General features: G+C 44.8%; 23 protein-coding genes. 9 read left to right on the top strand and 14 right to left on the bottom strand.

The annotated features are described in order from the left end of the window. Window positions 1-18 precede the first annotated feature (18 nt). Entirely contained in the window at window positions 19-2,601 is a 2,583-nt protein-coding gene (gene leuS / locus B143_RS0101575) for a leucine--tRNA ligase (RefSeq protein WP_018121912.1), read from the bottom strand. A 277-nt stretch (window positions 2,602-2,878) separates the two neighbouring features. Here leuS and B143_RS0101565 point away from each other — a divergent pair, with 277 nt between their 5' ends. Beyond that, entirely contained in the window at window positions 2,879-3,487 is a 609-nt protein-coding gene (locus tag B143_RS0101565; protein WP_008315033.1) for a HugZ family pyridoxamine 5'-phosphate oxidase, read from the top strand. Window positions 3,488-3,645: 158 nt separating this feature from the next. Beyond that, window positions 3,646-4,146 carry a heme utilization cystosolic carrier protein HutX gene (hutX, locus tag B143_RS0101560; RefSeq protein ID WP_018121911.1) on the top strand — a complete coding sequence of 167 codons (501 nt, stop codon included), beginning with the start codon at window positions 3,646-3,648 and terminating at the stop codon, window positions 4,144-4,146. A 51-nt stretch (window positions 4,147-4,197) separates the two neighbouring features. On the opposite strand, the gene tsaA is transcribed toward hutX, so the two are convergent. From tsaA to B143_RS0101520, 7 genes are all read right to left on the bottom strand, one after another. Further along, window positions 4,198-4,878, bottom strand: a complete 681-nt coding sequence (tsaA, locus tag B143_RS0101555; RefSeq protein ID WP_018121910.1) for a tRNA (N6-threonylcarbamoyladenosine(37)-N6)-methyltransferase TrmO — start codon at window positions 4,876-4,878, stop codon at window positions 4,198-4,200. Beyond that, complete coding sequence (ligA, locus tag B143_RS0101550; RefSeq protein WP_018121909.1) at window positions 4,878-6,902, bottom strand: NAD-dependent DNA ligase LigA; 2,025 nt, start codon at window positions 6,900-6,902, stop codon at window positions 4,878-4,880. Before ligA ends, tsaA begins: the two co-directional genes overlap by 1 nt. Before the next feature lie 96 nt (window positions 6,903-6,998). Next, window positions 6,999-7,922 carry a cell division protein ZipA C-terminal FtsZ-binding domain-containing protein gene (locus B143_RS0101540; protein WP_018121907.1) on the bottom strand — a complete coding sequence of 308 codons (924 nt, stop codon included), beginning with the start codon at window positions 7,920-7,922 and terminating at the stop codon, window positions 6,999-7,001. A gap of 80 nt (window positions 7,923-8,002) precedes the next feature. After that, the gene (locus B143_RS0101535; protein WP_018121906.1) at window positions 8,003-8,935 is read right to left on the bottom strand and encodes an RDD family protein; all 933 of its coding nucleotides are present in this window, start codon (window positions 8,933-8,935) and stop codon (window positions 8,003-8,005) included. A gap of 9 nt (window positions 8,936-8,944) precedes the next feature. Further along, complete coding sequence (locus B143_RS0101530; protein ID WP_018121905.1) at window positions 8,945-9,583, bottom strand: UbiX family flavin prenyltransferase; 639 nt, start codon at window positions 9,581-9,583, stop codon at window positions 8,945-8,947. Window positions 9,584-9,585: 2 nt separating this feature from the next. Next, window positions 9,586-10,422, bottom strand: coding sequence for an Hsp33 family molecular chaperone HslO (gene hslO, locus B143_RS0101525; RefSeq protein WP_018121904.1), 837 nt, complete (start codon window positions 10,420-10,422; stop codon window positions 9,586-9,588). A 45-nt stretch (window positions 10,423-10,467) separates the two neighbouring features. Beyond that, entirely contained in the window at window positions 10,468-12,027 is a 1,560-nt protein-coding gene (locus tag B143_RS0101520) for a TerC family protein (RefSeq protein ID WP_018121903.1), read from the bottom strand. 115 nt (window positions 12,028-12,142) lie between these two features. Here B143_RS0101520 and mutS point away from each other — a divergent pair, with 115 nt between their 5' ends. The 3 genes from mutS (at window position 12,143) to B143_RS09845 (ending at window position 16,335) form a co-directional block, all read left to right on the top strand. Next, window positions 12,143-14,734, top strand: coding sequence for a DNA mismatch repair protein MutS (gene mutS, locus B143_RS0101515; RefSeq protein ID WP_018121902.1), 2,592 nt, complete (start codon window positions 12,143-12,145; stop codon window positions 14,732-14,734). Window positions 14,735-14,820: 86 nt separating this feature from the next. Further along, window positions 14,821-16,014, top strand: coding sequence for a M20 aminoacylase family protein (locus tag B143_RS0101510; RefSeq protein WP_018121901.1), 1,194 nt, complete (start codon window positions 14,821-14,823; stop codon window positions 16,012-16,014). 75 nt (window positions 16,015-16,089) lie between these two features. After that, a complete protein-coding gene (locus tag B143_RS09845; protein ID WP_248647492.1) occupies window positions 16,090-16,335 on the top strand; it encodes a glutaredoxin family protein in 246 nt (81 codons plus the stop codon). Here B143_RS09845 and B143_RS0101500 read toward each other — a convergent pair whose 3' ends face one another. After that, window positions 16,336-17,688 carry an MATE family efflux transporter gene (locus B143_RS0101500; protein ID WP_026165665.1) on the bottom strand — a complete coding sequence of 451 codons (1,353 nt, stop codon included), beginning with the start codon at window positions 17,686-17,688 and terminating at the stop codon, window positions 16,336-16,338. Window positions 17,689-17,839: 151 nt separating this feature from the next. Here B143_RS0101500 and B143_RS0101495 point away from each other — a divergent pair, with 151 nt between their 5' ends. From B143_RS0101495 to B143_RS0101480, 4 genes are all read left to right on the top strand, one after another. Next, a complete protein-coding gene (locus tag B143_RS0101495) occupies window positions 17,840-18,322 on the top strand; it encodes a hypothetical protein (RefSeq protein ID WP_018121897.1) in 483 nt (160 codons plus the stop codon). 168 nt (window positions 18,323-18,490) lie between these two features. Next, window positions 18,491-20,731, top strand: coding sequence for a formate C-acetyltransferase (gene pflB, locus B143_RS0101490; protein ID WP_018121896.1), 2,241 nt, complete (start codon window positions 18,491-18,493; stop codon window positions 20,729-20,731). Window positions 20,732-20,791: 60 nt separating this feature from the next. Next, complete coding sequence (pflA, locus tag B143_RS0101485) at window positions 20,792-21,670, top strand: pyruvate formate-lyase-activating protein (protein ID WP_018121895.1); 879 nt, start codon at window positions 20,792-20,794, stop codon at window positions 21,668-21,670. Between the two features lie 33 nt (window positions 21,671-21,703). Then, a complete protein-coding gene (locus B143_RS0101480) occupies window positions 21,704-23,149 on the top strand; it encodes an alanine/glycine:cation symporter family protein (protein WP_018121894.1) in 1,446 nt (481 codons plus the stop codon). 67 nt (window positions 23,150-23,216) lie between these two features. Here B143_RS0101480 and efpL read toward each other — a convergent pair whose 3' ends face one another. The 5 genes from efpL to prmA are packed head-to-tail and all read right to left on the bottom strand — an operon-like array spanning window position 23,217 to window position 26,614. Beyond that, entirely contained in the window at window positions 23,217-23,780 is a 564-nt protein-coding gene (gene efpL / locus B143_RS0101475; protein ID WP_008315060.1) for an elongation factor P-like protein EfpL, read from the bottom strand. 18 nt (window positions 23,781-23,798) lie between these two features. Next, a complete protein-coding gene (gene can, locus B143_RS0101470; protein WP_008315061.1) occupies window positions 23,799-24,446 on the bottom strand; it encodes a carbonate dehydratase in 648 nt (215 codons plus the stop codon). Between the two features lie 23 nt (window positions 24,447-24,469). Next, on the bottom strand, window positions 24,470-24,739 hold the full coding sequence (locus B143_RS0101465) for a helix-turn-helix domain-containing protein (protein ID WP_008315064.1): 270 nt from the start codon (window positions 24,737-24,739) through the stop codon (window positions 24,470-24,472). 19 nt (window positions 24,740-24,758) lie between these two features. Next, entirely contained in the window at window positions 24,759-25,724 is a 966-nt protein-coding gene (gene dusB / locus B143_RS0101460) for a tRNA dihydrouridine synthase DusB (protein ID WP_008315065.1), read from the bottom strand. Further along, entirely contained in the window at window positions 25,721-26,614 is an 894-nt protein-coding gene (gene prmA, locus B143_RS0101455) for a 50S ribosomal protein L11 methyltransferase (protein ID WP_008315066.1), read from the bottom strand. Before prmA ends, dusB begins: the two co-directional genes overlap by 4 nt. Between the last annotated feature and the right edge of the window lie 120 nt (window positions 26,615-26,734).

The raw sequence follows: 26,734 nt of genomic DNA, 5'->3' as shown, positions 1-26,734 counted from the left end.
TTGAGTGACATCAAGGTATTATTTTGCCACGATGTTCACCAATTTTTTAGGCACCACGATCACTTTTAGAACGTTTAAGCCTTCTAAATGGCGCTGAGCAGCTTCATTCGCTAAAGCCATTGCTTCCACTTCTTCTTTTGGTGCAGAGGCTGCAATCACAAACTCACCGCGCAATTTACCATTGACTTGCACAACATAATTGATTTCATCTAACACCAATACTGATTCATCCACGGTTGGCAATGCTTGATCTTCAATTTTGCTGTGATAAATGTTCGTCCACAACTCATGCACAATATGCGGCACAATCGGGTACAACAAACGAAGCATGATGGAAAAACCTTCATTGCGCACATACATGGCTTCTTCTGAATCATCTAACTCGCCAAGAGCATTTAACATCTTCATACATGCAGAAATCACAGTGTTGTACTGATGACGATCATAGTCAAACAATGCTTTTTTCAATTCAGCATGCACCACGCGACGAATGTCTTTAGATGCTTTGTGCGAAGGCGCAAATTCAACCACTTTAGCCAATGAATCTTGCCATTCGTAACCAAATGTCCATAAGCGTTTTAAGAAGCGCTGTGCCCCTTCTACACCAGAGACTGACCATTCTAAAGATTGCTCTGGCGGTGCACTGAACATCATGAATAAACGCGCAGTATCTGCACCGAATTCATTAATGATAGATTCAGGATCCACACCATTGTTTTTCGACTTACTCATTTTTTGTACGCCGCCAAACGTCACAGGCTGGCCATCGGCTTTTAAGATGTAAGTGGTTTGACCATCTTCCACCACAGGCGTCACATCATCTAAGTTGTACCAAGTGTAACCAGAAGCCGTATGACGATAGAATGAAGGTGAAATCACCATGCCTTGCGTCAATAAAGCTTTAAACGGCTCTTTTGGTGCTTTTGCAGGATCGCCAAGCAAACCTTCATCGCGCATCAATTTATGGAAGAAACGTGAATACAACAAATGTAAAATCGCATGTTCAATGCCGCCGATGTATTGATCCACTGGCAACCATTTTTCTGCGCGTTCATCTAACATCGCGGTTTGGCAATCATAAGAGGCAAAGCGCGCATAATACCAAGACGAATCCATAAAGGTGTCCATGGTATCGGTTTCACGGCGGGCAGGTGCACCACATTTTGGACACGTTGTATTGACAAAGCTGTCCAATTTATTCAATGGATTACCAGAACCATCTGGAATCAAATCATTGGGCAACACCACCGGTAAATCTTGTTCAGGCACTGGCACATCGCCACAGCATTCACAATGAATGATCGGAATTGGACAACCCCAATAACGTTGACGAGAAATCCCCCAATCGCGTAAACGATATTGCGTTTTGATCTCACCCAATTGTTTTGCTTCTAAACATTTGGCAATCGCCGCAATCGCATCATCAAACGTTAAACCATCAAACTCACCTGAATTGATGAGTGCGCCGTGCTCTGCATATTCTGCATGCCATGTGCTGTAGCTTTGATCGTCTGCATTGTTTGCAATCACAGGTTTGATGGGTAAACCATATTTTGTGGCAAATTCAAAGTCACGTTCATCGTGCGCAGGCACCGCCATCACAGCACCTTCACCATATGTAATGATCACATAGTTCGCCACCCAAACTGGTAAATCTTCGCCTGTAATAGGATGCTGAACAAATGCGCCCGTGGCCATGCCTTTTTTCTCTTGTGTGGCAATGTCCGCTTCGTTGGTGCCACCTTTTTTACACTCTTCAATGAAGGCTTGTAATTGTGGATTGTTTTGTGCCGCTTTTTGGGCAATCGGATGCTCTGGCGCAACGGCAACATAGCTCACACCCATCAATGTATCGGGGCGCGTTGTGAAGACTTTCATCACGCCATTTTCATACGGGAAGCCAATTTCCATCCCTTGAGATTTACCGATCCAGTTCTTTTGCATGATTTTGACTTGCAACGGCCAATCGGTCAGAGTTTCTAAATCATCCAATAACTCTTCAGCATAATCGGTGATTCTAAAGTAATACATCGGAATTTCGCGGCGCTCAATCTCTGCCCCTGAACGCCAACCTTTACCATCGATCACTTGCTCATTTGCCAATACGGTTTGATCAATCGGATCCCAGTTCACAATGCCGTTTTTGCGGTAAATGATGCCCTTTTCATACAATTTAGTGAACAACCATTGTTCCCAACCATAATAAGAAGGCTCACAAGTGGTAATTTCACGACTCCAGTCAAAACCAAAACCCAATAATTTCAATTGGTTTTTCATGTAGTCAATGTTCTTTTTCGTCCATTCATATGGCGAGACTTTATTGTCAATCGCCGCATTTTCAGCAGGCATACCAAACGCATCCCAACCCATAGGCTGAAGCACATTATAACCCTTCATGCTCATGTAACGGCTCATCACATCGCCAATTGTATAGTTGCGAACATGCCCCATGTGCAGTCTGCCAGATGGATATGGGAACATAGAGAGGCAATAATAGTTCTCTTTTCCTTCCACATGGTCGGCAACTTTAAAGGTTTGATGATTGTCCCAATAGGATTGGGCACTCTTTTCAACATCGCTATGATGATACGCAGGTTTCATACGGCATTCTTCCAATTGATTTAATTAAACAAAGAAAAGCATTCATTCTACCTTATTTTGTCAATAGTTCTAGTTTTTATCCTGGATAATTCTTAGCATGGGCAGCATTTTTTTTATGATTAAAAAACAATGGGATAAGCAAAATAAACAAGCTCAAAAAATAGTCTTATATGAGAATAGTTACTATTTATTAATGATTGCTATTCACATATAAGATTTTTATTGCTACAATCAATTTTATCAATTTTCCCACCCACATGAACATGGAACTTGACACATGCAATCCAATGAATTTAACGTAGAAGTGATTGATAATAAAGGCGCTGAATTGTTTGCCCAAATCGCACCTGAGCTCAATCGCTTACATGATGAAAACCTCACCTTATTAATGGCGACAATGGACAGCGACAACATTCCACATGCCAGTTATACACCCTTTGCACATGTCGATGGCGCGTATTACATCTTCATTGCGGACATCGCTGCCCACACACAACACGTTAAAAATCACCCTACATTTAACATCATGATTGTCGATGATGAGAGTAAAACACGTAACATCTATGGTCGTAAGCGCGTGAGCTATCAAGTGAATGCCACAGAAATCGAGCGCGACCATCCTGAGTTTGACAAAGGCATTGAAGCATTGACTTTGCGTGCAGGCAAAACCGTCAATGTTTTAAAAGAGATGGGCGATTTTCGTCTCTTTCGTTTAACGCCCACAAAAGGCACATTGGTGACAGGTTTTGGTAAAGCATTCCGCTTAGATCCACAAAATCCTGAAAACATCCAACACTTAACAGGCAATGGTGGCAAAGGTCACGTGCGCGAAGCAGACTATGAAAGAATGCAAAATCGCGGCCACGGCCAAGCTCACTCTGCTTAACTGAACATATATGCAAGCGATCTCAATCATCACCGCTCCCTGATGGTTGATTGTCCTAAAGCTCCCCCTCGCTGATGGATAAATAGTTTGATGACAACCTCTTTATCACACTACCCCTTTCGGTCGCTTGCATATATTCTTAACACAAAGGAAGATTCATGACCCCTGAACAAATCACCGCCCTTAAAGCACAATTGGCCGAAAATCCTGGCGTATTATTTGAATCCTTAGCTGAAGAACACAATGCCTCAGAAGCTCAAATGATCGAATGCTTACCCGAAAACTTTTGGACAAAAATTGATGGCGCACACTTTCAAACCTTACTGAAAGAAGTGGCCACATGGGGTAAAGTCACCACCATTATCCATTCATCGGGCTCCATTTTTGAATTCTCAGGACCATTTCCTGAAGGCTCAGTGGCACACGGTTACTATAACCTCAGCCATGAATCGGGTTTAAGTGGCCATTTAAAGTTTGATAACTGTGACGCCATTTATTTTATCGAACGTCCATTTAGAGGCTCAGCCACATACAGCATGTTATTGACGGACTTAAAAGGCCGCATCATGTTTAAAATCTTTTTAGGCCGCGATGAAAACCGCGTGATTTTCCCAGATCAAATCGAGAAATTCCACGCATTGGCCAAAGCCCTCAGTTAAACGTTTATTTCACTCAAGTCCTAAGCGTTTGGCCTCTTTATGGGGCCTTTTTTATGGTGTAGACAAAGGTTCAATGCCACAAATCTCTGGATGATCTTCCACCCATCGAAAGCGCACATTCCACTGCCCTAAACTGACGCCATAGATGCGATCGGTCTTTTTATGATACACAGGGCGCGGATTCTGGCTGATGACATCTTTAATAAAATCTTGTGTTGCCACAGGTAACGACGCAAATTTCTCAGCAATGTCATCATGAATTTTCACCTCATACACCATAGGCGGCGCAGGTGCAAATGTAGTGCTCGCGGTTAAAATGGCATCCGTAAATGGAATATAAGGCTTGATGTCATAAATGGGCGTGCCATTGATCAAATCGTGCCCGGCGATCTCAATGGCGATTTCATCCGCATCAATTTGCACAATTTCAACCGCCGATAGCCCCAAACCATTTGGACGATACGGGCTACGCGTCGCCAAAACGCCCATTTTTTGATTGCCGCCTAAGCGCTGCGGGCGCACCTTCGCATCCCCCTGCCATTCATTTTGATGAAAGCCAAACACCAACCAAATGTGGCTAAATTGCAATAACCCGTCGATAAAATCCATCGAACGATAAGGCGGCAGCAAACGCACCCACGCTGTGGCACTGTTCACCAAGCGCGGCTGACGAGGCACGCCAAATTTCTCAGGATAGCAGCCATCAATGATGGCAATGGGCGAAATCTCCATCACTCAGGATACTGTGCTAAAAACTCATCTTCACTCATCACCATCACGCCGAGCTCTTGAGCTTTGGCAAGCTTTGAGCCTGCTTTTTCACCCGCCAATAATGCGGTGGTATTTTTTGAAATGGCACCTGACACTTTTGCGCCTAAACTCAACAAACGCTCTTTAATGCTCTCACGGGTAAAATGGTGCAATGTGCCTGTCACCACCCAAGTTTGATCCAATAATGGCAAGGCAGCTGCATCTTTTTGAACAATGAGAGGATATTCAATCGTAATGTGCGTTAATAATCGCTCAAGCAATTCACAGCTTTGCGGCTGCTTGAAAAATTCCACCAAATGATTGGCCATGACTGGACCAATGTCATCAATCTTTTGGAAATTTTCTGCCGTTTCTGCGCGCAATGCTGCTAAGGAGGGATACTCGCTCGCCAATACGCGCGCAGTGGCTTCCCCTGTTTCACGAATGCCAAGGGCATAAATGAAAGGTGCAAAGCGTGGCGTGCGACTTTTTTCGATGCTTGCCAATACGTTATCGGCCGATTTCTCCCCCATGCGTGGCAGTTCTAACAATTGCGCTTTCGTTAAGGTGTATAAATCCGCCGGATCTTCCACCAAACCTTCATTCACAAAAATCTCTAGCCACTTTTCCCCAAGGCCATCAATGTCCATCGCTTTACGGGAAACAAAATGTTTTAAACGCTCAATGCGCTGTGCTTTACAGCTAAAGCCACCTGTACAACGCAAAGCGGCTTCCCCCTCGATACGTTCCACGGGCGAATCACACACAGGACATGTTTTAGGGAATGTAATGGCGCGCACTTTCTCCTCATCACGGTGCTCAAGCGCCACGCGAATCACCTGCGGAATCACATCCCCCGCACGGCGAATCATCACTTCATCCCCAATCATTACTTGTAGACGGTTGATTTCATCTTCATTGTGCAGTGTGGCATTTGACACCATCACGCCTGCGACATTGACAGGCTCTAAACGTGCCACCGGTGTAATCACACCCGTTCTACCCACTTGAAAATCCACATCAAGCACCGTGGTGCGCGCTTCCATCGCCACAAACTTATGAGCAATGGCAAAACGTGGCGCACGGGAAACAAAGCCTAATTTCTCTTGTAAATCATATTGATCCACTTTGTACACCACGCCATCAATTTCATAGGGTAATTGATCACGTTCAGCCAAAATTTTTGCTTGATAGGCCAATAAATCCGCAACCGATGCGGCGCGCTCATTTAATGGACAAATGGGTAAACCATAGGATTCTAAGCCTGCAAGGGCCTCAGAATGTGCTGAAAAAGGCTTCGGATTATTTTCAATGATGCCAATGCTGTAGGCATAAAAACTCAATTGGCGCTCTGCGGCAATTTTAGAGTCTAGCTGACGAATGCTGCCTGCTGCGGCATTTCTTGGATTGGCAAAGGGTTTTTCATGCTTTTTTAAACGGGCAGCATTCAATGCATCAAACACTGAACGGCGCATAAACGCCTCACCGCGCACTTCTAAACGGCTTGGAAAATCACCCTTTAAAACAAGGGGAATGCAACGAATGGTTTTCACATTCTCCGTGACATCTTCACCGCGCACCCCATCACCACGGGTTGCTGCGCGCACCAAAACACCATTGTCATACAAAATACTGATGGCCAAACCATCTAACTTTGGCTCTGCCCAGTAATTTAAGCGCATCATTTCATCACGCGTGAGTTTTTCTCGGATGCGCTCATCAAATTTCACCACATCTTCTTCTTTAAAAGCATTGTCTAATGAGAGCATCGGCATCTCATGGATCACTTCTGTGAAGCCCTTTAAAATGGTGCCGCCCACTTTTTGAGTGGGAGAGTTGGGCAAAATGTACTGAGGATATTGCCCTTCAAGGGTCTTTAATTCCTGAAACAATGCATCAAACTCTGAATCGGTCAATTCAATTTGATCAAGCACATGGTAATTGTAATTTTGACGATTAATTTCATCAACGAGTGCACGCATGCGCGCTTCAATGGACTCACTCATGGGATTCCTTTGCAATTTTGCCTAAATTTTTTCGATAAAAAAATGTTCTTAAAAAAGCGATTTTTAAGAACATTTGATCACGCAATGCATCTAGCATTAACGATGTGAACGGTGTTTGGCCCAGATTTTCTTCTCTTCTGCGCGCGCTTGTGCCACTAAATTTTGAACATATTCAGCATCCACCGGACGCTGATGCTCATCAAGCAACGTGCCGCCAATGCTTTGCCCAAAGAAGGCAGCAGCACGAATCAAGTTTTCCACCGTATCCATTTGTGGATCAGGCCCCGGAATGCTTGCAAAAAAGAGCAATCCTGGAATTTCAGCCTCTAAAATATCGGGCGTGTCAAAGCTGCCTGGATGAATCATGTTCGCAATGCTGTACATGGGCTCATCACCTAAATACGTAGTGACAATTTGCTGTAAAAAGCCATCGGTGCCCACCATCAATTTAAGTTGTTTGGCAGTTTCTAACACTTCATAACCGGAATAAGGCTGATCATCTGGTGCACGCAAAATGAGCGCAACGGTTCGCACCGCTTCAGGGCGCGCAAGTTGAACCTCATCATTATTGTCATCTTCTGTATTGCTGCTGCCTGCAAACATCTCTTTCATGCGGGTAAAGAAGCTGACTTTAGGCGCGTGATCTTCTACGTGCTCATCATTTTCCTCAAGCTCATCGTCGAGATCTTCAGAATCTTCTGGCAATCGTTCCGCGGCGCGCTTTTCAGCAGGCTCAACTTTTGGTTCAATAGGGGCGCTGTGCACAGCCGCTTTTGGTGCAGGCTCTGCCGCAACTTCTGTCGCTTCAACCACGGCTGTTTGTACAGATTCTGTCGCGGTGTCATCATCGCCTTCATCTTTTGGCAATGCTTGCTGACTGAATTCAGAAAAACGATGATCAATGTGTGGCTCAATGCGGTCATTGTCTTCTTCATCGTTTTGTCTTTTTAAGATAAACCAATAGATACCACTTGCCACAGCAATGATTATTAACAATAAAGATCCGATTGATCCACTCATGGTTGCTTCCTTATACGCGTTTTATTCTTGATCAAGGGAGAGTTCAAAACCTTTATGATACTAAAAAAAAGGCCATTGCACTATGGATTGATGTTTTTTCCTTGATCCATGCCCACCATTGTTGCTGTGATGCGGTCATAGATGGTTTGATGCAAGCCTCGTTTGTCATAAAAGCCCATGATGAATGTGCCCAATAAAATCAACAAACCGATGGTGCTTAAAAAAGAGACCAAAAGGAAAAATGCGGTGATGATGCATGTTTGACGCAAAATCGCTTGGCGCAACAATACTTCAGGGCCAATCAATGAATAGACGCGGATTTTAAATAAACGTTTACCAAAAGTGGCTCGGTACTTACTGTCCATGAGCCCAAAGTACAACACCTGAATGGCAAAGGCAAAAAACATCACGCTCATCACTAAATCTGCAAAATTTTCATTGGCCATGTAGCCATTGACCACATTGCGTACATCTTCTTGTGTCACAGCACCATTTAATGCATTTGATAATTCGTATAACAACGATGTGTTGATGATGCCAAGTGGCGCAAGCACCAATTCAAGGAGGATGTTTGATAAAATGATGCAGATCATCATGTCCACAATGAAGGCGCCCGCACGTTTTAACATTGACGCAGGGGCAACTTTCACCACGGTGACATTTTCACGCTGTACATTTTTAATGGTTTTTTGCAGCTCTTCAAATGCCTCTTCTAACAGCTTTTCTGTCTCTTTTGCTTGTTGATCGGCAGCGGATAACGGCTCAGCAGACTCAAGCACTGTCACAGGTTCAATCACCACCACTAAGCCAAGCCCTGCTAAATAATCCCGAATGTATTCAGCCTCTTCACGCGTTGCTTCATGTTTAATGATGGTTTTATCAGTGTTAAACCATGAGGCAAAGAAATCATCTTCCTTGTGATACGCCCCTGCTAATGCACGCATGGCCATCTCTTGGCTGTGCCCCGCTTTTAATTCACCATAAAACAGTACCTGATATTTCTCTTGTCCCACTGTATACCCTTATTTGACTGAAGAATCATCGCCCCATTTATGCATGAGGTCATGTTCAATGTTGAGTTGATCTAAAATTCTGGCCACCATAAAGTCAATGATGTCATCGACACTCTTTGGCCTATGATAAAAGCCCGGATTTGCTGGCATCACAATCGCGCCCGCCTCTGTCAATGTGAGCATGTTTTTAATGTGAATGGCATTAAGTGGTGTTTCTCGAAGCACAATCACTAAAGGCTTACGCTCTTTGAGCATCACATCGGCAGCACGCTCAATGAGATTATTCGATTGCCCCGTTGCCACAGCACTCAATGCGCCTGTCGTTGCTGGTACAATCACCATTGCGCGTGAAGTATTTGAGCCCGATGCCATCGGTGCACTCCAATCTTCCACACCATAAATGCGCAATAAATCGGGTTTATCCACCCCCACAAGTGCAAGGAGACGCTCCTTTTGCACTTGGGGTTGATTGCCAAGTTGTACATCCATCTCCATGGCAAACACCAGCAAAGCCGCCTTACTGATCACCACATTTAACGGATAATCGGCTTTAAGCAGCACTTCAATTAAACGAAGGCTGTATTGCACGCCTGAAGCGCCTGTGATGGCAATGGAGATGCGTTGATGTTCTTTTGGCAAATTTGGCATGTTTAGATCGCTTGCATATCGTCTGCAGTAAAATCGTATGTTTTACCACAAAATTCACATGTCACACTTAAATGACCATCTTCTGCCAAAATTTCATCCACTTCTTCTTTCGACAACTGCTTGAGCATGCTCTCTGAACGCTCACGCGAACATTGGCAATAAAAATGCAATGGCTCTGCATCAAATAAGCGCACATCATCTTCAGAATATAATCGATACAACAATGTTTGTGTATCTAACTCATTGAGCTCTTCAGCCGTCACCGTTCCGGCTAAATGACAAATGCGGTTAAAGGCATCTTCATCTTCCATTTCACCCGGAATGCGTTGCAGCAATAATCCGCCCAATTCCTTGTCAGTATTGCGTAAAAATAGCGCGGTGCGAAGTTGCTCAGAGGTTTCAAAGTAGCGTTCAATCGCCGCCGCAATGCTCTCATCAATCAATGGAATCACGCCTTGATAGCTATTGTTTGAGTTAGCATTTTCCACCGTAATCACAACGCGACCACCTTCTGTGAGTTCTTTGAATGTGGCATGTTCAGGTAAATCATCACGGTAAGTTGCCGTCGCTCTAAAGCCGCCATCATGAGTGATTTGCACCACCAACATTTGCAATGCGCCGGTGGCTTCAATTTGCACCGTCAAGCGACCTTCGATTTTAATTGTGGCGCTCAATAATGCTGTGGTTGCCACCAATTCACCCAAATATTGCTGCACAATGGCAGGATATTCACGGCGCTTTAAAATTTCTTGCCATGCGCTGGTCAATTTAACGCGCTCACCACGGATCGGCAAATTTTCGAATAAAAAGCGTTGAAACATATTCACATTTGATTGCATGTGTTCACCTTGTACGGAAAAATAAAAGATCAATGGTTAAGTATACTACAAGATCCCCAATTTCGGTTTAACCACGTGCACATTGAGGATTCTGCGATCATCCACTTCTTTGACCGTAAAGAGATAGCCTTGCAATTCAAGGGAATCGCCCACGGCAGGCACATTGTCAAAAATGTCCACAAGCATACCGCCAAGAGAGCTGTAATCATCCTGTTCATCCACAAGGCCACGCACGCTCAAGGTTTGCTCCACTAAGTGAAGGTCACAGGAACCTGCCATGATCCACTCATCTTCACCGATCACTTCAATCGATGCTTTTTCATCTTCATCGGGAAATTCACCCGCAATCGCTTCGATGATGTCTAACAACGTAATCACGCCATGTACTGAGCCAAAATCATCCGTCACAATCACCATGTGCGCATTGGTATGACGGAAAATGTCCATCATCTTCAATACAGTTGTGGAGCGATGAGAGAAAATCGCAGGTTTAATGGTGTTTTCACGGTCAATTTCACCAGTTGTCATTAAATCGGCAATCACGTCTTTTGCGCGCACTACGCCAATGACTTCATCTAAATGACCCTCACACACCGGAAAATAGTTGTGGGGAATCTCTTTGACTTGGCGCAAGATTTCTTCTTTTGAATCTTGAATGTTGATCCAAGAGATATTATTGCGCGGCGTCATGATCGATCGAATCATCCGATCACCTAAAGTTAAAACGCCGCTCACCATGTTGCGTTCATCTTGCCCGAAGATTTCAGGTTCATCTAAATGCTTCTCATCCTCTTCTTCAGCTTCGCTCTCTTCATGCTTATCATTTGTGCCCAGCATTTTAAGCACCAAATTCGCTGCGCGTTCACGCCTTGAATATTTGCTCTCTTGCTTTAAGAGATTGCGATTGATCAATTGATTGATGAGCTCAATAAAGACAGAAAAACCAATGGCAGCATAAATATAGCCTTTAGGTACTTCAATGCCAAAGCCTTCCATGATGAGGCTTAAACCAATCATCAATAGGAAACTTAAACACAACACCACAATGGTGGGATGACGATTGACAAAGTCCGTCAATGCTTTAGCAGCAAAGAGCATCAAGCCCATAGAGATGCTCACAGCTGCCACCATCACCCAAAGGTGTTTTGCAATGCTCGTCGCTGTAATGACGGCATCAAAGGAGAATACAGCATCTAAAACAATGATTTGTAAAACAATTGGCCAGAATTTCGCATAGCCTTTTGATTTGCCTTCCACAATCATGCCGCCTTCTATGCGCTCATGAAGCTCGCGGGTGGCTTTTTGCAATAGGAAGAAACCGCCAAAGACTAAAATAATGTCCCGGACGGAAAAAGGATGCTGAAAAAATGGATCGGTAAAAAGTGGTTGCGTGAGGGTGATCATCCACGTCATGACGGACAATAAACCAATACGCATGATGAGCGCTAAGCTTAAGCCGGTGATTCTTGCACGATTTCTTTGACGAGGCGGAAGTTTATTAGACAGTATTGCAATGAAGATTAAGTTATCAATACCTAAAACAATTTCTAAAACAATTAGAATGATGAGCGAAACCCATATCGATGGGTCCAGCAGGACTTCCATATATTTCCTCTATATGCAGTAAATAAAGCGTATAATTTGCATCACTTTTCTATTGAACGCAAACTATTTTACAATAATTCACATTTTAACCCAAAATCGGAGATTTCATAGTCACATGGTTACCGCTTCAGCCTCTGCCCACACGCCAATGATGCAACAATATTTTGGCATTAAGTCTGATTATCCTCACATGTTGGTGTTTTACCGCATGGGGGATTTTTATGAACTGTTTTATGAGGATGCAAAACGGGCGGCAAAATTGCTAGACATCACCTTAACTGCACGCGGACAATCCGCCGGTGAGCCGATTCCCATGGCAGGCATTCCCTACCATGCAGCAGAAAGTTATTTAGCCAAACTTGTGCGCCTTGGAGAGTCGATTGCCATTTGTGAGCAAGTGGGCGAAGTGCAGGCTAAAGGCCCTGTGAAACGTGAAGTGGTGCGCGTCATTACGCCTGGAACACTTACAGATGAATATCTTTTAGATACCAAGCGCGACAATCAAGTGGCCGCCCTCACCTGCCATCAAGGGCAATGGCTACTATCCTGGCTGGATCTTTCAAGTGCACGCTTTAAGCTCACTGATCCCTTAACAGAGTCTGAATTACTCTCTGAGCTCATTCGCATTCAACCCTCTGAAATCATTGTGCCTGAAGATTTAACCTTACCCGATGCGATGGCTAAAATTGCCATCACGCAGCCCTATCCTGCTTGGCACTTTGATTTATCACGAAACAGTGAAAAACTGCGTCAACACTTTAAATTGGCATCTTTGCAAGGTGTGGGGCTCACGGATGATGCATTGCCCATCATGGCAGCCGGTGCGCTCTTAACGTATGCAAAAGAGACTCAAAAGAGCGAGCTTAACCACATCACAACGCTGCACATCGAACACATCCATGATGCATTGATTTTAGACACAACAACGCGCAAAAATCTAGAAATTGAACGCACATTAAGCGGTGGCACCGAGCACACATTGCGTGCCCTCATTGACCATTGCCAAACGCCAATGGGCTCACGTTTATTATCTCGCTGGCTCAATCGCCCATTGCGTGATCACACTACATTGAACGAGCGCCTTAATCTCATCGAAGCCATCGAGCCTTTGTGTGAAGTGTTAAGCCCACTGTTAAAACAGATGGCAGACATCGAGCGCCTCGCCACACGCATTGCCCTCAAAACTGCGCGCCCGCGTGATTTGATTCAGTTAAAGCAGAGTTTAACGGCATTGCCCACGTTATGTGATTACATTGCCAATAATGATGCCATCGCAACCATTGCCCCATTATGGCAAGCGGATTTAGTGCCCATGCCTGAACTCCTTGACCTCATCAGCCGCGCGATTGTCGATGAACCGCCTGTCTTGATTCGCGATGGCGGCGTCATTCGCATGGGCTATGATGCCGCGCTTGATGAGCTATTAAACCTCAATCATGAAGGCAAAAACTATCTACTCGAGCTTGAAGAGGCACAAAAACGCACCACCGGTATCACCCATTTAAAAGTCGGTTATAACCGCGTGCATGGTTATTACATTGAAGTACCAAGCCAATATGCTGACAAAATGCCGCCTGAATACGTGCGCCGTCAAACTCTAAAAGGCGTTGAGCGTTACATCACACCAGAGTTAAAGCAGTTTGAAAATAAAATCCTGCATGCTAAAGAAAATGCCCTTGCCCTAGAAAAACAATTGTGGGATCAACTCCTTGAGCAAATCATTCCTGAAGTGACGCGCCTTCGCTTACTGAGCGATGCCCTTGCCCATGTGGACATTTTCGTCAACTTTGCCAACCTTAAAAACAGCCTCAATTGGAGTCGCCCACAATTTACACCGGCCGTTGGCATCCATATTACCGAAGGGCGCCATCCGATTGTGGAATCCACCATCACGCACCCTTTTATTGCCAATGATACGACGCTCTCACCTGAGCTGCGCATGCAAATCGTCACAGGGCCGAACATGGGCGGTAAATCCACCTACATGCGCCAAACAGCATTGATTACACTTTTGGCTTATATTGGCTCTTTCGTGCCGGCAAAAGCTGCCACTCTTGGGCCTGTGGATCGCATATTTACCCGCATTGGCGCGCAAGATGATCTCTCCTCTGGGCAATCGACTTTTATGGTGGAGATGCTCGAAACTGCCACCATTTTGCATTACGCCACAGAAAAAAGCTTAGTGTTGATGGATGAAGTTGGGCGCGGCACGTCAACCCTTGATGGCTTATCCTTAGCATGGAGCGCCGCGGTGTATTTGGCCACCCGCTTAAATGCCCTCACGATTTTCGCCACCCACTATTTTGAAATGACGGAGCTTGAAAACCTCTATCCGCAAATTGTGAATCTGCACTTAGATGCAGTGGAATATAAAGATGAGATCATCTTCATGCATGCCGTGAAAAAAGGCGCTGCTTCTAAAAGTTATGGTTTACAAGTCGCTGCACTTGCGGGCATCCCTCAAGATGTGATCACCATGGCAAAAGAGAAATTGCAAGAGCTTGAGTACTCCTTTGCCCATGCCACACAAAGCCAACCGATCGAAACACCTAAAATGCCTAACATTGCACCCGCGCCCACAGAGCAACTGCCACTGTTTATGGCAGAAGAACATCCTGTTGTGCGTCAGCTTAAAGCCACAAATGTTGATCGCCTGACACCAAGAGAAGCACTGCTGCTGCTTTATGAACTCTCCGATCAACTCTGACCATAAACCTTCCTTCACGGAAGGTTTTTTTTCAAATCAAAGCGTGCTATGTTCGAAGACACATCACCTTTTATTTCGGAGCGCCCATGGACAACGCTGAATTATTCGCCGGCATCGATGCCCTCAAAGATGAGATGATCGCCATTCGCCACCATCTTCATCAACATCCTGAAATCGGTTATGAGGAGCATTTAACCAGTGATCTTGTGGCCGAACGATTGACACAATGGGGCTATACTGTCCACCGCGGGCTTGCTAAAACCGGCGTGGTTGGGCAACTGAAAAATGGCGAAGGGCCGACCATTGCTTTACGCGCAGACATGGATGCCTTACCCCTTCAAGAGCACAATGATCTCCCTTATCACAGCAAACACACAGGTAAAATGCATGCCTGTGGGCATGATGGACACACAGCGAGCATGCTTGCCGCAGCCCGTTATTTGGCAGAGCATCGTCCTTTTCAAGGGACAGTGAATCTTGTGTTTCAACCGGCAGAAGAGGGTTTAGGTGGCGCGCCACGAATGATGCAAGAAGGTTTATTTGAGGCCTTTCCCTGTGATGCCATCTTTGGATTTCACAACATCCCAAATTATCCTGCTGGGCACTTTGGTTTTTGTCATGGACCGGCGATGTCCTCTGCCGATGCCGTCACCATTACCATCACAGGCAAAGGTGGGCACGGCGCACTCCCTCATTTAAGCATTGATCCGATTGTGGTGGCATCCTCGATTGTCATGGCGCTGCAAACCATTGTTGCCCGCAATCTCAATCCCTTAGACACTGCGGTCATCTCTGTGGGATCGATTCATGCAGGCACAGCGACAAACATCATTCCGAATGATGCGGTGATTAAACTGACGGTGCGCACTTTGAATCAAGCGGTGCAAGCACAAGTGGCCGAGCGCATCAAAACCATTGCCACCTTACAAGCACAAAGCTATGGCGCAACTGCGACAGTGGATTATCAAAAGGATGTGCCTGTTTTAATCAACACTGAAGCAGAAACGCGCCTAGCAGAAAATGTGGCGCGCGATCTCTTTGGGGATCACGCTGTGATTGATCACTGCCCGCCTGTGCTTGCCAGTGAGGATTTTGCCTTTATGTTAGAAGCACGCCCGGGCTGCTATTTATTTGTGGGCAATGGCACAACAGGGGCGCACAGTTGTTCACTCCACAATCCCCATTATGATTTTAATGATGACATTTTACCGATCGTGGCGGCTTATTGGGTCAAATTGGTCTCAACTTTTTGCCCACAATCGCCGAGCATCGGTGAATAAAATTATTGCAGCATTTTGTGATTTTTTTGTGTTATTGTAAGAAAAACAGATTCATTCATACGAGATCAATCACAAATGCTAGAAAATATAACAAATTCACCCATTTTGCTTTACGGCACCAGCGATTGTCATTTATGCGAAACAGCGATGGAGATTTTGGATGAACATCACATTCCTTATGAGTTCATCGACATTGCCCATGACAACAATTTAGTGGAACAATTAGGCTGGTTCATCCCGGTCATTAAAGTTGATAATGAAATGGTCAAGAGCCCATTGAATTGGGATGAGCTCTTACCAAAATTAAAGGCCAGCCTTTAATCAATGCTCGATGTTCAGGCGCTTTGTTTCCCATTTACGGGATTTCCAGCGCCAAGCATTGACAAGCCCGCGAATCCATTCATCGCACAAAAAGCCGATCCAAATGCCGATGAGCCCCATTTCTAACACAAAGCCAAAATAGTACCCCACGGGAATGGCAATGCCCCACATGAAGACTAAGGCTGCATAAAATGGGAATCGGGCATCCCCCGTTGCGCGCAGTGCATTGACCATCACAATGTTTTGTGTGCGCCCTGGCTCTAATAAAATCGAGAGTAAGAAGAGCGGCAATAACAGCTCTTTAATGATCGGATCCTCCGTAAAGCTGTCTACCACTAAGTATCGGGCAAAATAAAACACCACAACCACAGCAAAGGTCACCAGCATACCTGTGCGTAAACTTTTCCATGTGCGAGCAGAGGCTGCGTTAAAGTTAGATGCCCCCACCAAATGCCCCACTAAAATTTCATTGCCAATCCCAATGGCTAAGGCAAAAAGCATCAACATATAAGAAAGCTGCAAATAGATGTTGTGTGCCGCCAATGCATCTTCCCCCATTTTGCCCACAAAGGCGAGCATCACGAGCATTTGTGCCGTCCATGAAAGATTTTCCCCTGCCGATGGCAAGCCGATTTTTAAAATCTGTTGTAAAATCTTTTTGTGGAACTGAAAGAACATGCGCCATTCTAAACGCACTTTGATGCCAAAAAATAAGAGATAAAAGAGCAACGCAACGCCCACAATTCGCCCAAGCAATGTTGAGCCTGCCACACCAGAGAGCCCAAGCTGAGGGAAGCCAAACACGCCATAAAGCACAAAAATATTCCCCACCACTGTCACAATGTTCATGATGAGAGACACATACATCGGTGCTTTTGAGTAGCCATACACACGCAAACAAGAGGCTAAAATGATCGCCACCGCTTCAAAAATCAAACAGATGCCGATGATGTGGAAATAGTCATACGCCATGTTTAAGATGTTCTCTGGCGTATTCATCACTGATAATAAATCATGCCCAAAGAACCAAATGGCCAAAAAGGTGACAAAGCCCAACATTAAATTTAAGGTGATGGACAAATGGATGGCTTTACGCGTGGTTTCTCGATCCCCTGCCCCTAAATATTGGGCCACCACGATGCTGCACCCAACGCCAATAAAATTTAAAATGGCAACGCTGGTTTCAAAAAATTGATTGCTCGCAGCAGTCGCTGCCACCATCTGAATGGAAACATGGCTGATCATCCATGTGTTGATCAATAAGGTGACTAAGTGCAAAAAGATATCGATAAAGATCGGCCAGCTGATGGAAAACAGTGACCGTTCACTGACGGCATGGGTTGATGAGGACATAGAACTCTTCTTATGGAATGGGGAAGATGATGCGAAAAATGTCCGCATTATATACAGTTATGACGCATTTCAAAAGTAATCTTTATTGCCTGATTAATGCTATAATCAAAGAAGATACCATCATTTTCTACACATTCTATAAGGAATAGACATGAGTGATACCCTACCTAACCGCCCAAACATTTTCCTTTGCATCATCGGTTGGCTTGCGTTGGTGATTTTTGCCTTTTCAGTCTCCTCGCCCTCGCTGCTCTTCCCCATTTCGTTTGTGCCGGTGATCCTTGTTTTACTGAGTTATAACTTATACACAGAGCACCCTTCCTTTAGACGCATTGCCATCGCTCAAGGTATCAGCGCGCTATTGTTCTGTCTATTCACCATGACTGCCTCCATCCGTTTAGAACAATTGCCAGGCAATTTATTGGATTTAAAATTCAACTACGGCTTTATGATTGTACTCACCACCTGGCTATTCATTGTGATCAGTCATTTTGTCACCACAGCCTTCATTTTAGTGAAAGTATTGCACAAACACTCATCTGCTATGTTATTGTTCCTCTTTAACTTTGTAATTTTTATGGCGGCGTTTTATGCGCTTCGCTGGGCGATCCCAACATTCCTTGGTGCGCCTTAAATTTTCATTACTTTACACACAAAGCCTTGATTGACATCAAACATCAAGGCTTTTCACACCAGATTCACCCCATAAAATAAACATAAATTAACACAGTCGATATATAATAGAACCATCAAGCAGCATTACTCTTTTAATCATTCGATCCGGGAGTTTGTTATGAATACGATGAATTTTCAACACGCTTGGCGTGACTTTAAAGGCACTGATTGGCAAGATGCTGTCAATGTGCGTGACTTCATTCAACACAACTACACACCGTTTGAAGGCGATGACGCCTTCTTGCAAGGCCCAACACCACGCACCGAACAACTTTGGAAAGAGCTCTCTGTCCTACTTTCGAAAGAGCGCGATGCTGTGGGTGGCGTGTTAGATGTGGCCGATAATGTGGGCTCGCGCATTGATGCCTTTAATCCTGGTTACATCAACCGTGATTTAGAAAAAATTGTGGGCGTGCAAACCGATGCACCCTTAAAACGCGCGATTTTTCCAAACAGCGGCTTTCGCTTAGTGGTGAACTCTTTAGAAGAGATCAATCGTACCATTAATCCTGAAATTCAGGACATTTACACTCATTATCGCAAAGATCACAACCAAGCGACATTTGATATTTATAACCCAATGATTCGTGCGTGTCGCTCTTCAGGCGTCATCACAGGTTTACCCGATGCCTATGGTCGCGGACGCATCATTGGTGATTATCGCCGCGTGGCATTGTATGGCGTGGATTATTTGATTCGTGCAAAAGAGGCAGAAAAAGCCGAAACCGATGATTGGGATTTTACCGAAGATACCCTTCGCTTACGTGAAGAGATGTCTGAGCAATTGCGTGCCCTCAATGAATTAAAAATGATGGCGCTCTCTTATGGCTTTAACATCAGTCGCCCTGCGGACAATGCCATTGAAGCCATTCAATGGACCTATTTTGGTTACCTTGCCGCCACAAAAGAGCAAAATGGTGCTGCTATGTCCTTTGGGCGCGTCTCTACCTTCTTAGACATCTACATTGAGCGCGATTTTAAAGAAGGCACATTGACAGAAGTAGAAGCCCAAGAGCTCATTGATGACTTGGTGATCAAATTACGCATCATCCGCTTTTTACGCACAGAAGATTACAATCAACTCTTCTCTGGCGATCCAACATGGGTGACGGAATCCATTGGTGGTATGGGTTTAGATGGCAGAACTTTAGTCACTAAAAATAGTTTTAGATTCCTACATACGTTATACAACTTAGGGCCAGCGCCTGAGCCAAACTTAACAGTGTTATGGTCCACGCAATTACCTAAAGGCTTTAAAGATTTCTGCTCTAAAGTGTCCATTGAAACAAGCGCCATTCAATATGAATCTGATGATTTGATGCGTCCACATTGGGGCGATGATTATGGCATTGCCTGCTGCGTTTCTGCGATGGCGATCGGCAAACAGATGCAATTTTTTGGTGCACGTGCGAACTTAGCCAAAGCCCTGCTCTATGCCATCAATGGCGGCGTGGATGAAAAAACCGGTCAATTGGTGGTGCCAAACTTTGAGAAAATCACCAGCGATGTGCTTACGTATGATGAAGTGATGCCGCTATATGACAAAATGCTCGATTGGCTCGCACAAACCTATGTCAAAGCCCTCAATGCCATCCATTATTCCCATGACAAATACGCTTATGAGCGTATTGAAATGGCGCTCCATGATCGTGATGTGATCCGGACGATGGCATGCGGCATTGCAGGTTTATCTGTGGCAGCAGACTCATTATCCGCCATTAAATTTGCCAAAGTGACACCAATTCGTAATGAAGCGGGCATTGCCATCGACTTTACCATTGAAGGCGATTATCCTGCCTTTGGTAACAATGATGAGCGCGTTGATGAAATTGCCGTAGCATTGACAGAATCCTTCATGAATAAAGTCAAGGCACAGCCCACTTACCGCAATGCAACGCCGACTCAATCCATTTTAACCATCACATCGAATGTTGTGTACGGTAAAAAAACGGGCAATACACCCGATGGCCGCCGTGATGGCGAACCCTTTGCGCCGGGTGCAAACCCCATGAATGGTCGTGATGTGTCAGGCTTTGTGGCAGCGGGCGCTTCTGTGGCAAAACTGCCCTATGATGCGGCGTTAGATGGCATCAGCTGGACAGCATCCGCAACGCCAGGTGCCCTTGGCAATACGTTGGCCGATCGCGTCAATAATCTTTCTAACTGTTTAGATGGTTATTGCGGTGCGAATGGTTTTCACATCAACGTGAATGTCTTTAACCGTGACACTTTGATTGATGCCATGAACCATCCTGAAAAATATCCGCAATTAACGGTGCGTGTTTCAGGCTATGCCGTGAACTTCATTAAGCTCACCAAAGAGCAACAAATGGATGTCATTAACCGTACTTTCCATGTAAAAGCCTAACGATTATTGCGCAATTGTGGGGCATATTTCGGTATGCCCTATTTGCGTTATGAGGTCATTATGAGCCACGCGCACAAACACATTCCCACCATTCCCATTGAATCGATTGATGAATTAGACTTTGACCCCATCCGCAAGCCGCTTGGCGTCATCGCCCCTGCGATCATCAACCATGACAATCAGCTCTCTGGCTTTGTGCACTCTGTGGAAACAGGTGCCGCCGTCGATGGTCCTGGCGTCCGTTTTGTGCTTTTTACATCGGGCTGTCAATTTCGCTGCCTGTATTGCCACAATCCGGACACGTGGAAGCTTCACAATGGCAAACTTCGCACTGTGGATGAAATGGTCAAAGAGATCGGTAAATATGCACGCTTTTTAAAATTTGCGGGCGGCGTCACCTTCTCAGGGGGCGAGCCGATGATGCAAGCCCATTTCATTGGAGAGATTGCTTATCGTGTCAAAGAACAATATGGACTACACATCGCATTAGATACACAAGGATTTTTAGCCGGCCATTTAGATGATGCATGGTTTGATCACATTGATCTTGTGATGCTGGACATTAAGCACATTGATCCCGTTAAATATCTCGCCCTCACATCCCAACCCTTACAACCCACCTTAGATTTTGCCCATCGTTTAGTGCGCATGCATAAACCGATGTGGATTCGTTATGTTGTGGTGCCAGGGCTGACAGATGATTTAACAGACGTTGAGAATCATGCCCGTTTTTTACATGAATTAAAAGCGCAAAGCATCGCACTGCATGGACACAATCTCATTGAGCGGGTGGAAATTCTGCCCTTTCATAATTTAGGCGCGCATAAATGGCAAGCCCTCAATTTAACCTACACCTTAAATGAGACTTCAGCCCCGAGTGCTGAATCGTTACACACAATTAAAGAAATCTATAAAAAATATCGCTTACCTGTTGTATAGTTATCCCGCGTTATAACAAAATTAGGATCATCTATGGAAATCATCAATTGGATAACGGGACCTTTTAATAATTTTATTTGGTCTTATATTTTAATCATCGGTTTATTGGGTTTAGGGGTTTACTTTTCGATCCGCACACGTTTTGTGCAAATTCGCTTATTTAAGCAAATGTTAAAAGTCACTGTGGAGAAAAACCCAGGATCTGACGGCGTTTCTGCCTTCCAAGCCTTCACCATCAGTGCGGCGAGCCGCGTTGGTACAGGCAACATTGCAGGTGTGGCATTGGCCATTGCCATTGGCGGCCCAGGTGCTGTGTTTTGGATGTGGATCATCGCCATCATTGGTATGGCAACCGCCTTCATTGAAAGTACACTCGCCCAAGTCTATAAAGTCAAAGATGGTGACACTTTCCGTGGCGGCCCTGCTTACTATATGGAAAAAGCGTTGGGCTTTAGAAAATTGGGCATCGCCTTTGCCATCTTATTAGCCGTCACTTTCGGTTTTATCTTTAACTCTGTACAATCAAACACCATTGCACATTCATTTGCCTCTGCTTTTGGCTTTACGAATGTACAAATTGGTGTGGTATTGGTGATTTTAACCGCCATCATCATCTTTGGTGGCGTCAAACGCATTGTGAACTTCACACAGGTGATTGTGCCCATTATGGCAGTATTTTACATTGGTTTGGCAATGTATGTGCTTTTCACCAACATCACAAAAGTGCCTGAGATGTTCATGCTCATCATCAGCAATGCTTTTGGTTTAAAAGAAGTTGTGGGCGGCGGCATTGGTGTGGCCATCATGCAAGGCGTGCGCCGTGGTTTATTCTCTAATGAAGCGGGCATGGGCTCTGTGCCAAATGCTGCAGCAGCGGCCAACGTTTCTCATCCTGCTAAACAAGGCTTGGTACAAAGTTTAGGGGTATTTTTTGACACCATCATGGTGTGTTCAGCCACCGCCTTCATCATCTTATTGTCTGGCTTATACACCAATGTAGAACCTGGTATGGGCGGCGTTGTCTTAACGCAAAACTCATTGGCCTTACAAATGGGCTCATGGGCACAATATTTTGTGGCCATCGCTGTAATGTTCTTTGCTTTTAGCTCCATCATCGGTAACTATTACTATGGTGAAACAAATATTGAGTTCATCAATGGTAACTATTACTATGGTGAAACAAATATTGAGTTCATCAATGGTAACAAAATAGCCTTATTGATCTATCGCTTAGTAGTGCTTGCGATGGTGATGTGTGGTGCGCTCATGCAAATGGAGTTGGCATGGAACTTAGCTGATGTGTTCATGGGATTGATGACCATTTTAAACTTAATCATCATCATGATGCTCAGTAGAATTGCCATTGCGGTGGGTAATGACTATTATCGTCAGCTCAAAGAGGGCAAAGATCCTGTATTCAAAGCTTCCTCCATCAAAGGGCTAAAAAATACTGAATGCTGGGGCGAAGAGCAAAAATAATGAATCTTTAGCGACCGATATAAAAAAACCTCAATCAATGATTGAGGTTTTTTTCATATGGGAATGCTTATTCGCGCCCCATGAACTCACCTGTTTCTGTATTGACACGGATTTTGGTACCGTTTTCAATATAATCCGGCACTTGTACGTCAATGCCCGTGGATAAACGCGCAGGCTTGGTGCGTTTTGTGGCACTGCCGCCTTTTAACTCAGGCGCGGTGTCCACAATTTCAAGCACAATGCTTTGAGGCGGTGACAATGCAATCGGTTGATCATCAATCAAAGAAACATAATAACCTTCAACGCCTTCAATGATGTAACCTTTCATGTCTGCCACAATTTTGCTGCTTAATACATATTGCGTGTAATTTTCCACATCCATGAAGACATAATCTTCCCCATCCATATAGGAGAAAGTGGCTTCACGTTTGCTTAAATCGACGCTCTCTAAATCATCATCTGCTCGCAAAGACAAATCGACTTTATGTCCATCTGGGATGGAGAACATCTGAATACGGTAAGTGGTATTGCCACCGCGCGCAGTTGGCGCTGACTTTTCCACTTCTCTGACCACATAGTAAAGACCGTTATGAGCGATCACTGTGTGTCTTTTAATCTCATTTGCCTTCATTACATACCCTTTCTAAAGTTATAAACATTTCGCATGAATCAATGTTGCCGCATGCTGATAAGCCTCTTTGACTTGATCAGGACGGCTGACATGGAAATTCAAATCATGTAAGAAGCCATCGGCTAAACCATAAATGCACGCATGCACAGTGCAACGCTGACCGCGTGCCCAAGCATCTTGTACAATTGTGGTTTGCGTCACATTATACGCTTGCTCAATGGCATTGAGCTCACATAAACGATCCGCACGGGATGGAAAATCATCACACAAGTACAAAGAGTGATCTTCATACACATTGCGCACATGCAGCAACCAGTTATCGGCCAAGCCAATACGATTGCCCATGAGCGCAGCTTTCACGCCCGAGCAACCATAATGACCCACAACCATCACATGTTTGACTTTTAAAACATCAATGGCAAATTGCAACACCGATAAACAGTTAAAGTCGCTGTGCACCACAACATTGGCAATGTTGCGATGGACAAATACTTCACCTGGGCCAATCCCTGCAATTTGGTTTGCAGGCACGCGTGAATCAGAACAGCCAATCCACAAATATTCTGGGGCTTGCTGATCCACAAGCGACTCGAAAAATCCTGGGGATTCTTCTTTGATGCGTGCCGCCCAAGCTCTGTTCTTCTCGATGATTTTATCAAATGACATGTTAAATTCCTTGGATTGATGAACTAGCCAATTGACTTGGCGTCGATGTCATAATAATCCAATTTCTTTTTCAATGTCGAGCGTGTGATGCCTAAAATCTCTGAAGCCTTAGACTGATTACCGTTGGTGTACTCTAAAACCTTTTCAAACAATGGACGCTCAACTTCTGATAAAACTAAACGATATAAGTTAGGTGGATATTTGCCATCTAACTGCAGAGAAATTTCATTCAATGCGGTTTTCACAGATTCACGCAAAGGGATATGACTTTTGATTCTGCGTTGTGCGATCATTCTTTGTTACTCCTAAAAACTAAATTACGCTTGCAATCGGTTGATTGTTGATTAACGATGTCAAAATATGGTGTTGTTCATCCCTGCTACGCGCAGACATTAAAGTGGTTCGCCAATCTTTCGCATTGTCAAACCAAGATGAATACCATAGAAGATGTTTACGTGCGACTCGAACACCTTTCTCGTCGCCATAAAGTTCATATAGACCATTGAGGTGCGTATTGATCACCTCAAATATCTCATCATGAGAGGGTCGATATTCTTGATCCTCCACTAGGGAGCGAAAAATCCACGGATTACCAAAAGCACCGCGACCAATCATTAAAGCATCGGCACCGGTTGCTTTGAGCACATAACGGGCTTTTTCAACACTGGTGATGTCGCCATTGGCGATCACCGGAATGGAAATTTGGGATTTAATGTGGGCAATGGTTTCATATTCAGCATCCCCTGAAAAACCATCTTGGCGGGTGCGGCCATGAATCGTCAGTGCTTGAATGCCCACGCGCTCGGCAATGCGTGCGATGTTGAGGGCATTTTTATTCTCACGATCCCAGCCGGTGCGAATCTTTAAAGTGACCGGGACATCCACCGCATTGACCACCGCGGTTAAAATCTCTGTCACCAAAGTTTCATCACGCATCAAGGCAGAACCTGCGGCTTTTTTACACACTTTTTTCGCAGGACACCCCATATTGATGTCAATGATGTTCGCACCTAAACCAACATTGTAACGCGCGGCATTGGCCATATCTTCGGGTTCAACCCCTAAAATCTGAATGGAAATGGGCAAGGATTCCCCTTCGGTCACCACACGATTTTTACTTTTGTCGGTGTCCCAAAGGTTTTCTTGCGCATTGACCATTTCAGACACGGCCAAACCTGCCCCTTGTGCACGGCACAATTTACGAAAAGGAAGGTCTGTAATGCCGGCCATCGGCGCCATAATGTAGGGCTGAGTTAACGTCAGCTCGCCAATTTTCATGCGCGTTTGATTCCGTGTACCAACGCCCAACCATCAATGGTATTAAAGGGCTCAACAAAATCAAACCACGGTGCATAGGCATCTTTGATCATTTGCACGTCAGACAATAAAATGCCTGCTAAAATGATGTTGCCTTGAGGTTTTGTTAAAGATGCTAATTTTTCTGCCAATGCTGTTAACGGCAAAGCCAAAATGTTTGCCATCACTAAATCAACAGGCTCTGCTGAGAAATCTTTTGACAACACACAGTGAATGTCAATGTCGTTACGCGCAGCATTGTCATGGGTCGCTTTAATGGCTTGTGGGTCGATGTCTGTGGCATCACAACGCACGGCGCCAAGCGTACGCGCTGCAATCCCTAACACACCAGAGCCGCAGCCATAATCCACAGCTGTGTGGCCATTGACTTGATCTTTATGGTTAGAGAGCCACGTTAAGCAAAGGGCTGTCGAAGGATGTGTGCCCGTGCCAAAAGCCAAACCTGGGTCAAGCATCACGGTTGCACATTCTGGTTCAGGGGGATCTAAATGGGTTGGGCAAATCCATAAGTTTTCGCCAAACTTCATGGGATGATAATGATCCATCCATGAGCGTTCCCAATCGGTATTTTCTAAGTGATTTTCACGAGCCACTGGCAATGCATTGATTTCTGTGGCTAACACGGATGCAACACAAGCAAAAATCTCTTTTTCATCACAAGGCTTTTCAAACAAGCCTGTCACCAAGGTCTCTGGCCATAACGGGGTTTCACCTGGCAATGGTTCTAATACTGGATGATCTTCTGCATCACTGTACGTTACAGCAATCGCACCTGCAGTTATAAGCGCCTCATCTAATTGATCTGGTGAGTATTGACCAGATTTTAGCGTGAGCTCGAACCATTCATTCACGATGTCACTCCTGAAGTGTCTAATAAAAAGGCAATGAATACTAGCGGATTTTCAGAAGATGTCAAGAAAACATCTTCTGCCAGCATCCGAAAATTGAATACAAATTATACAATAATTCCC

The organism is Wohlfahrtiimonas chitiniclastica DSM 18708 (genome assembly GCF_000375345.1).
Lineage (GTDB): Bacteria > Pseudomonadota > Gammaproteobacteria > Cardiobacteriales > Wohlfahrtiimonadaceae > Wohlfahrtiimonas > Wohlfahrtiimonas chitiniclastica.
The sequence above is the reverse complement of the archived record's forward strand: the minus strand, read 5'-3'. Positions and strand labels throughout refer to the sequence as shown.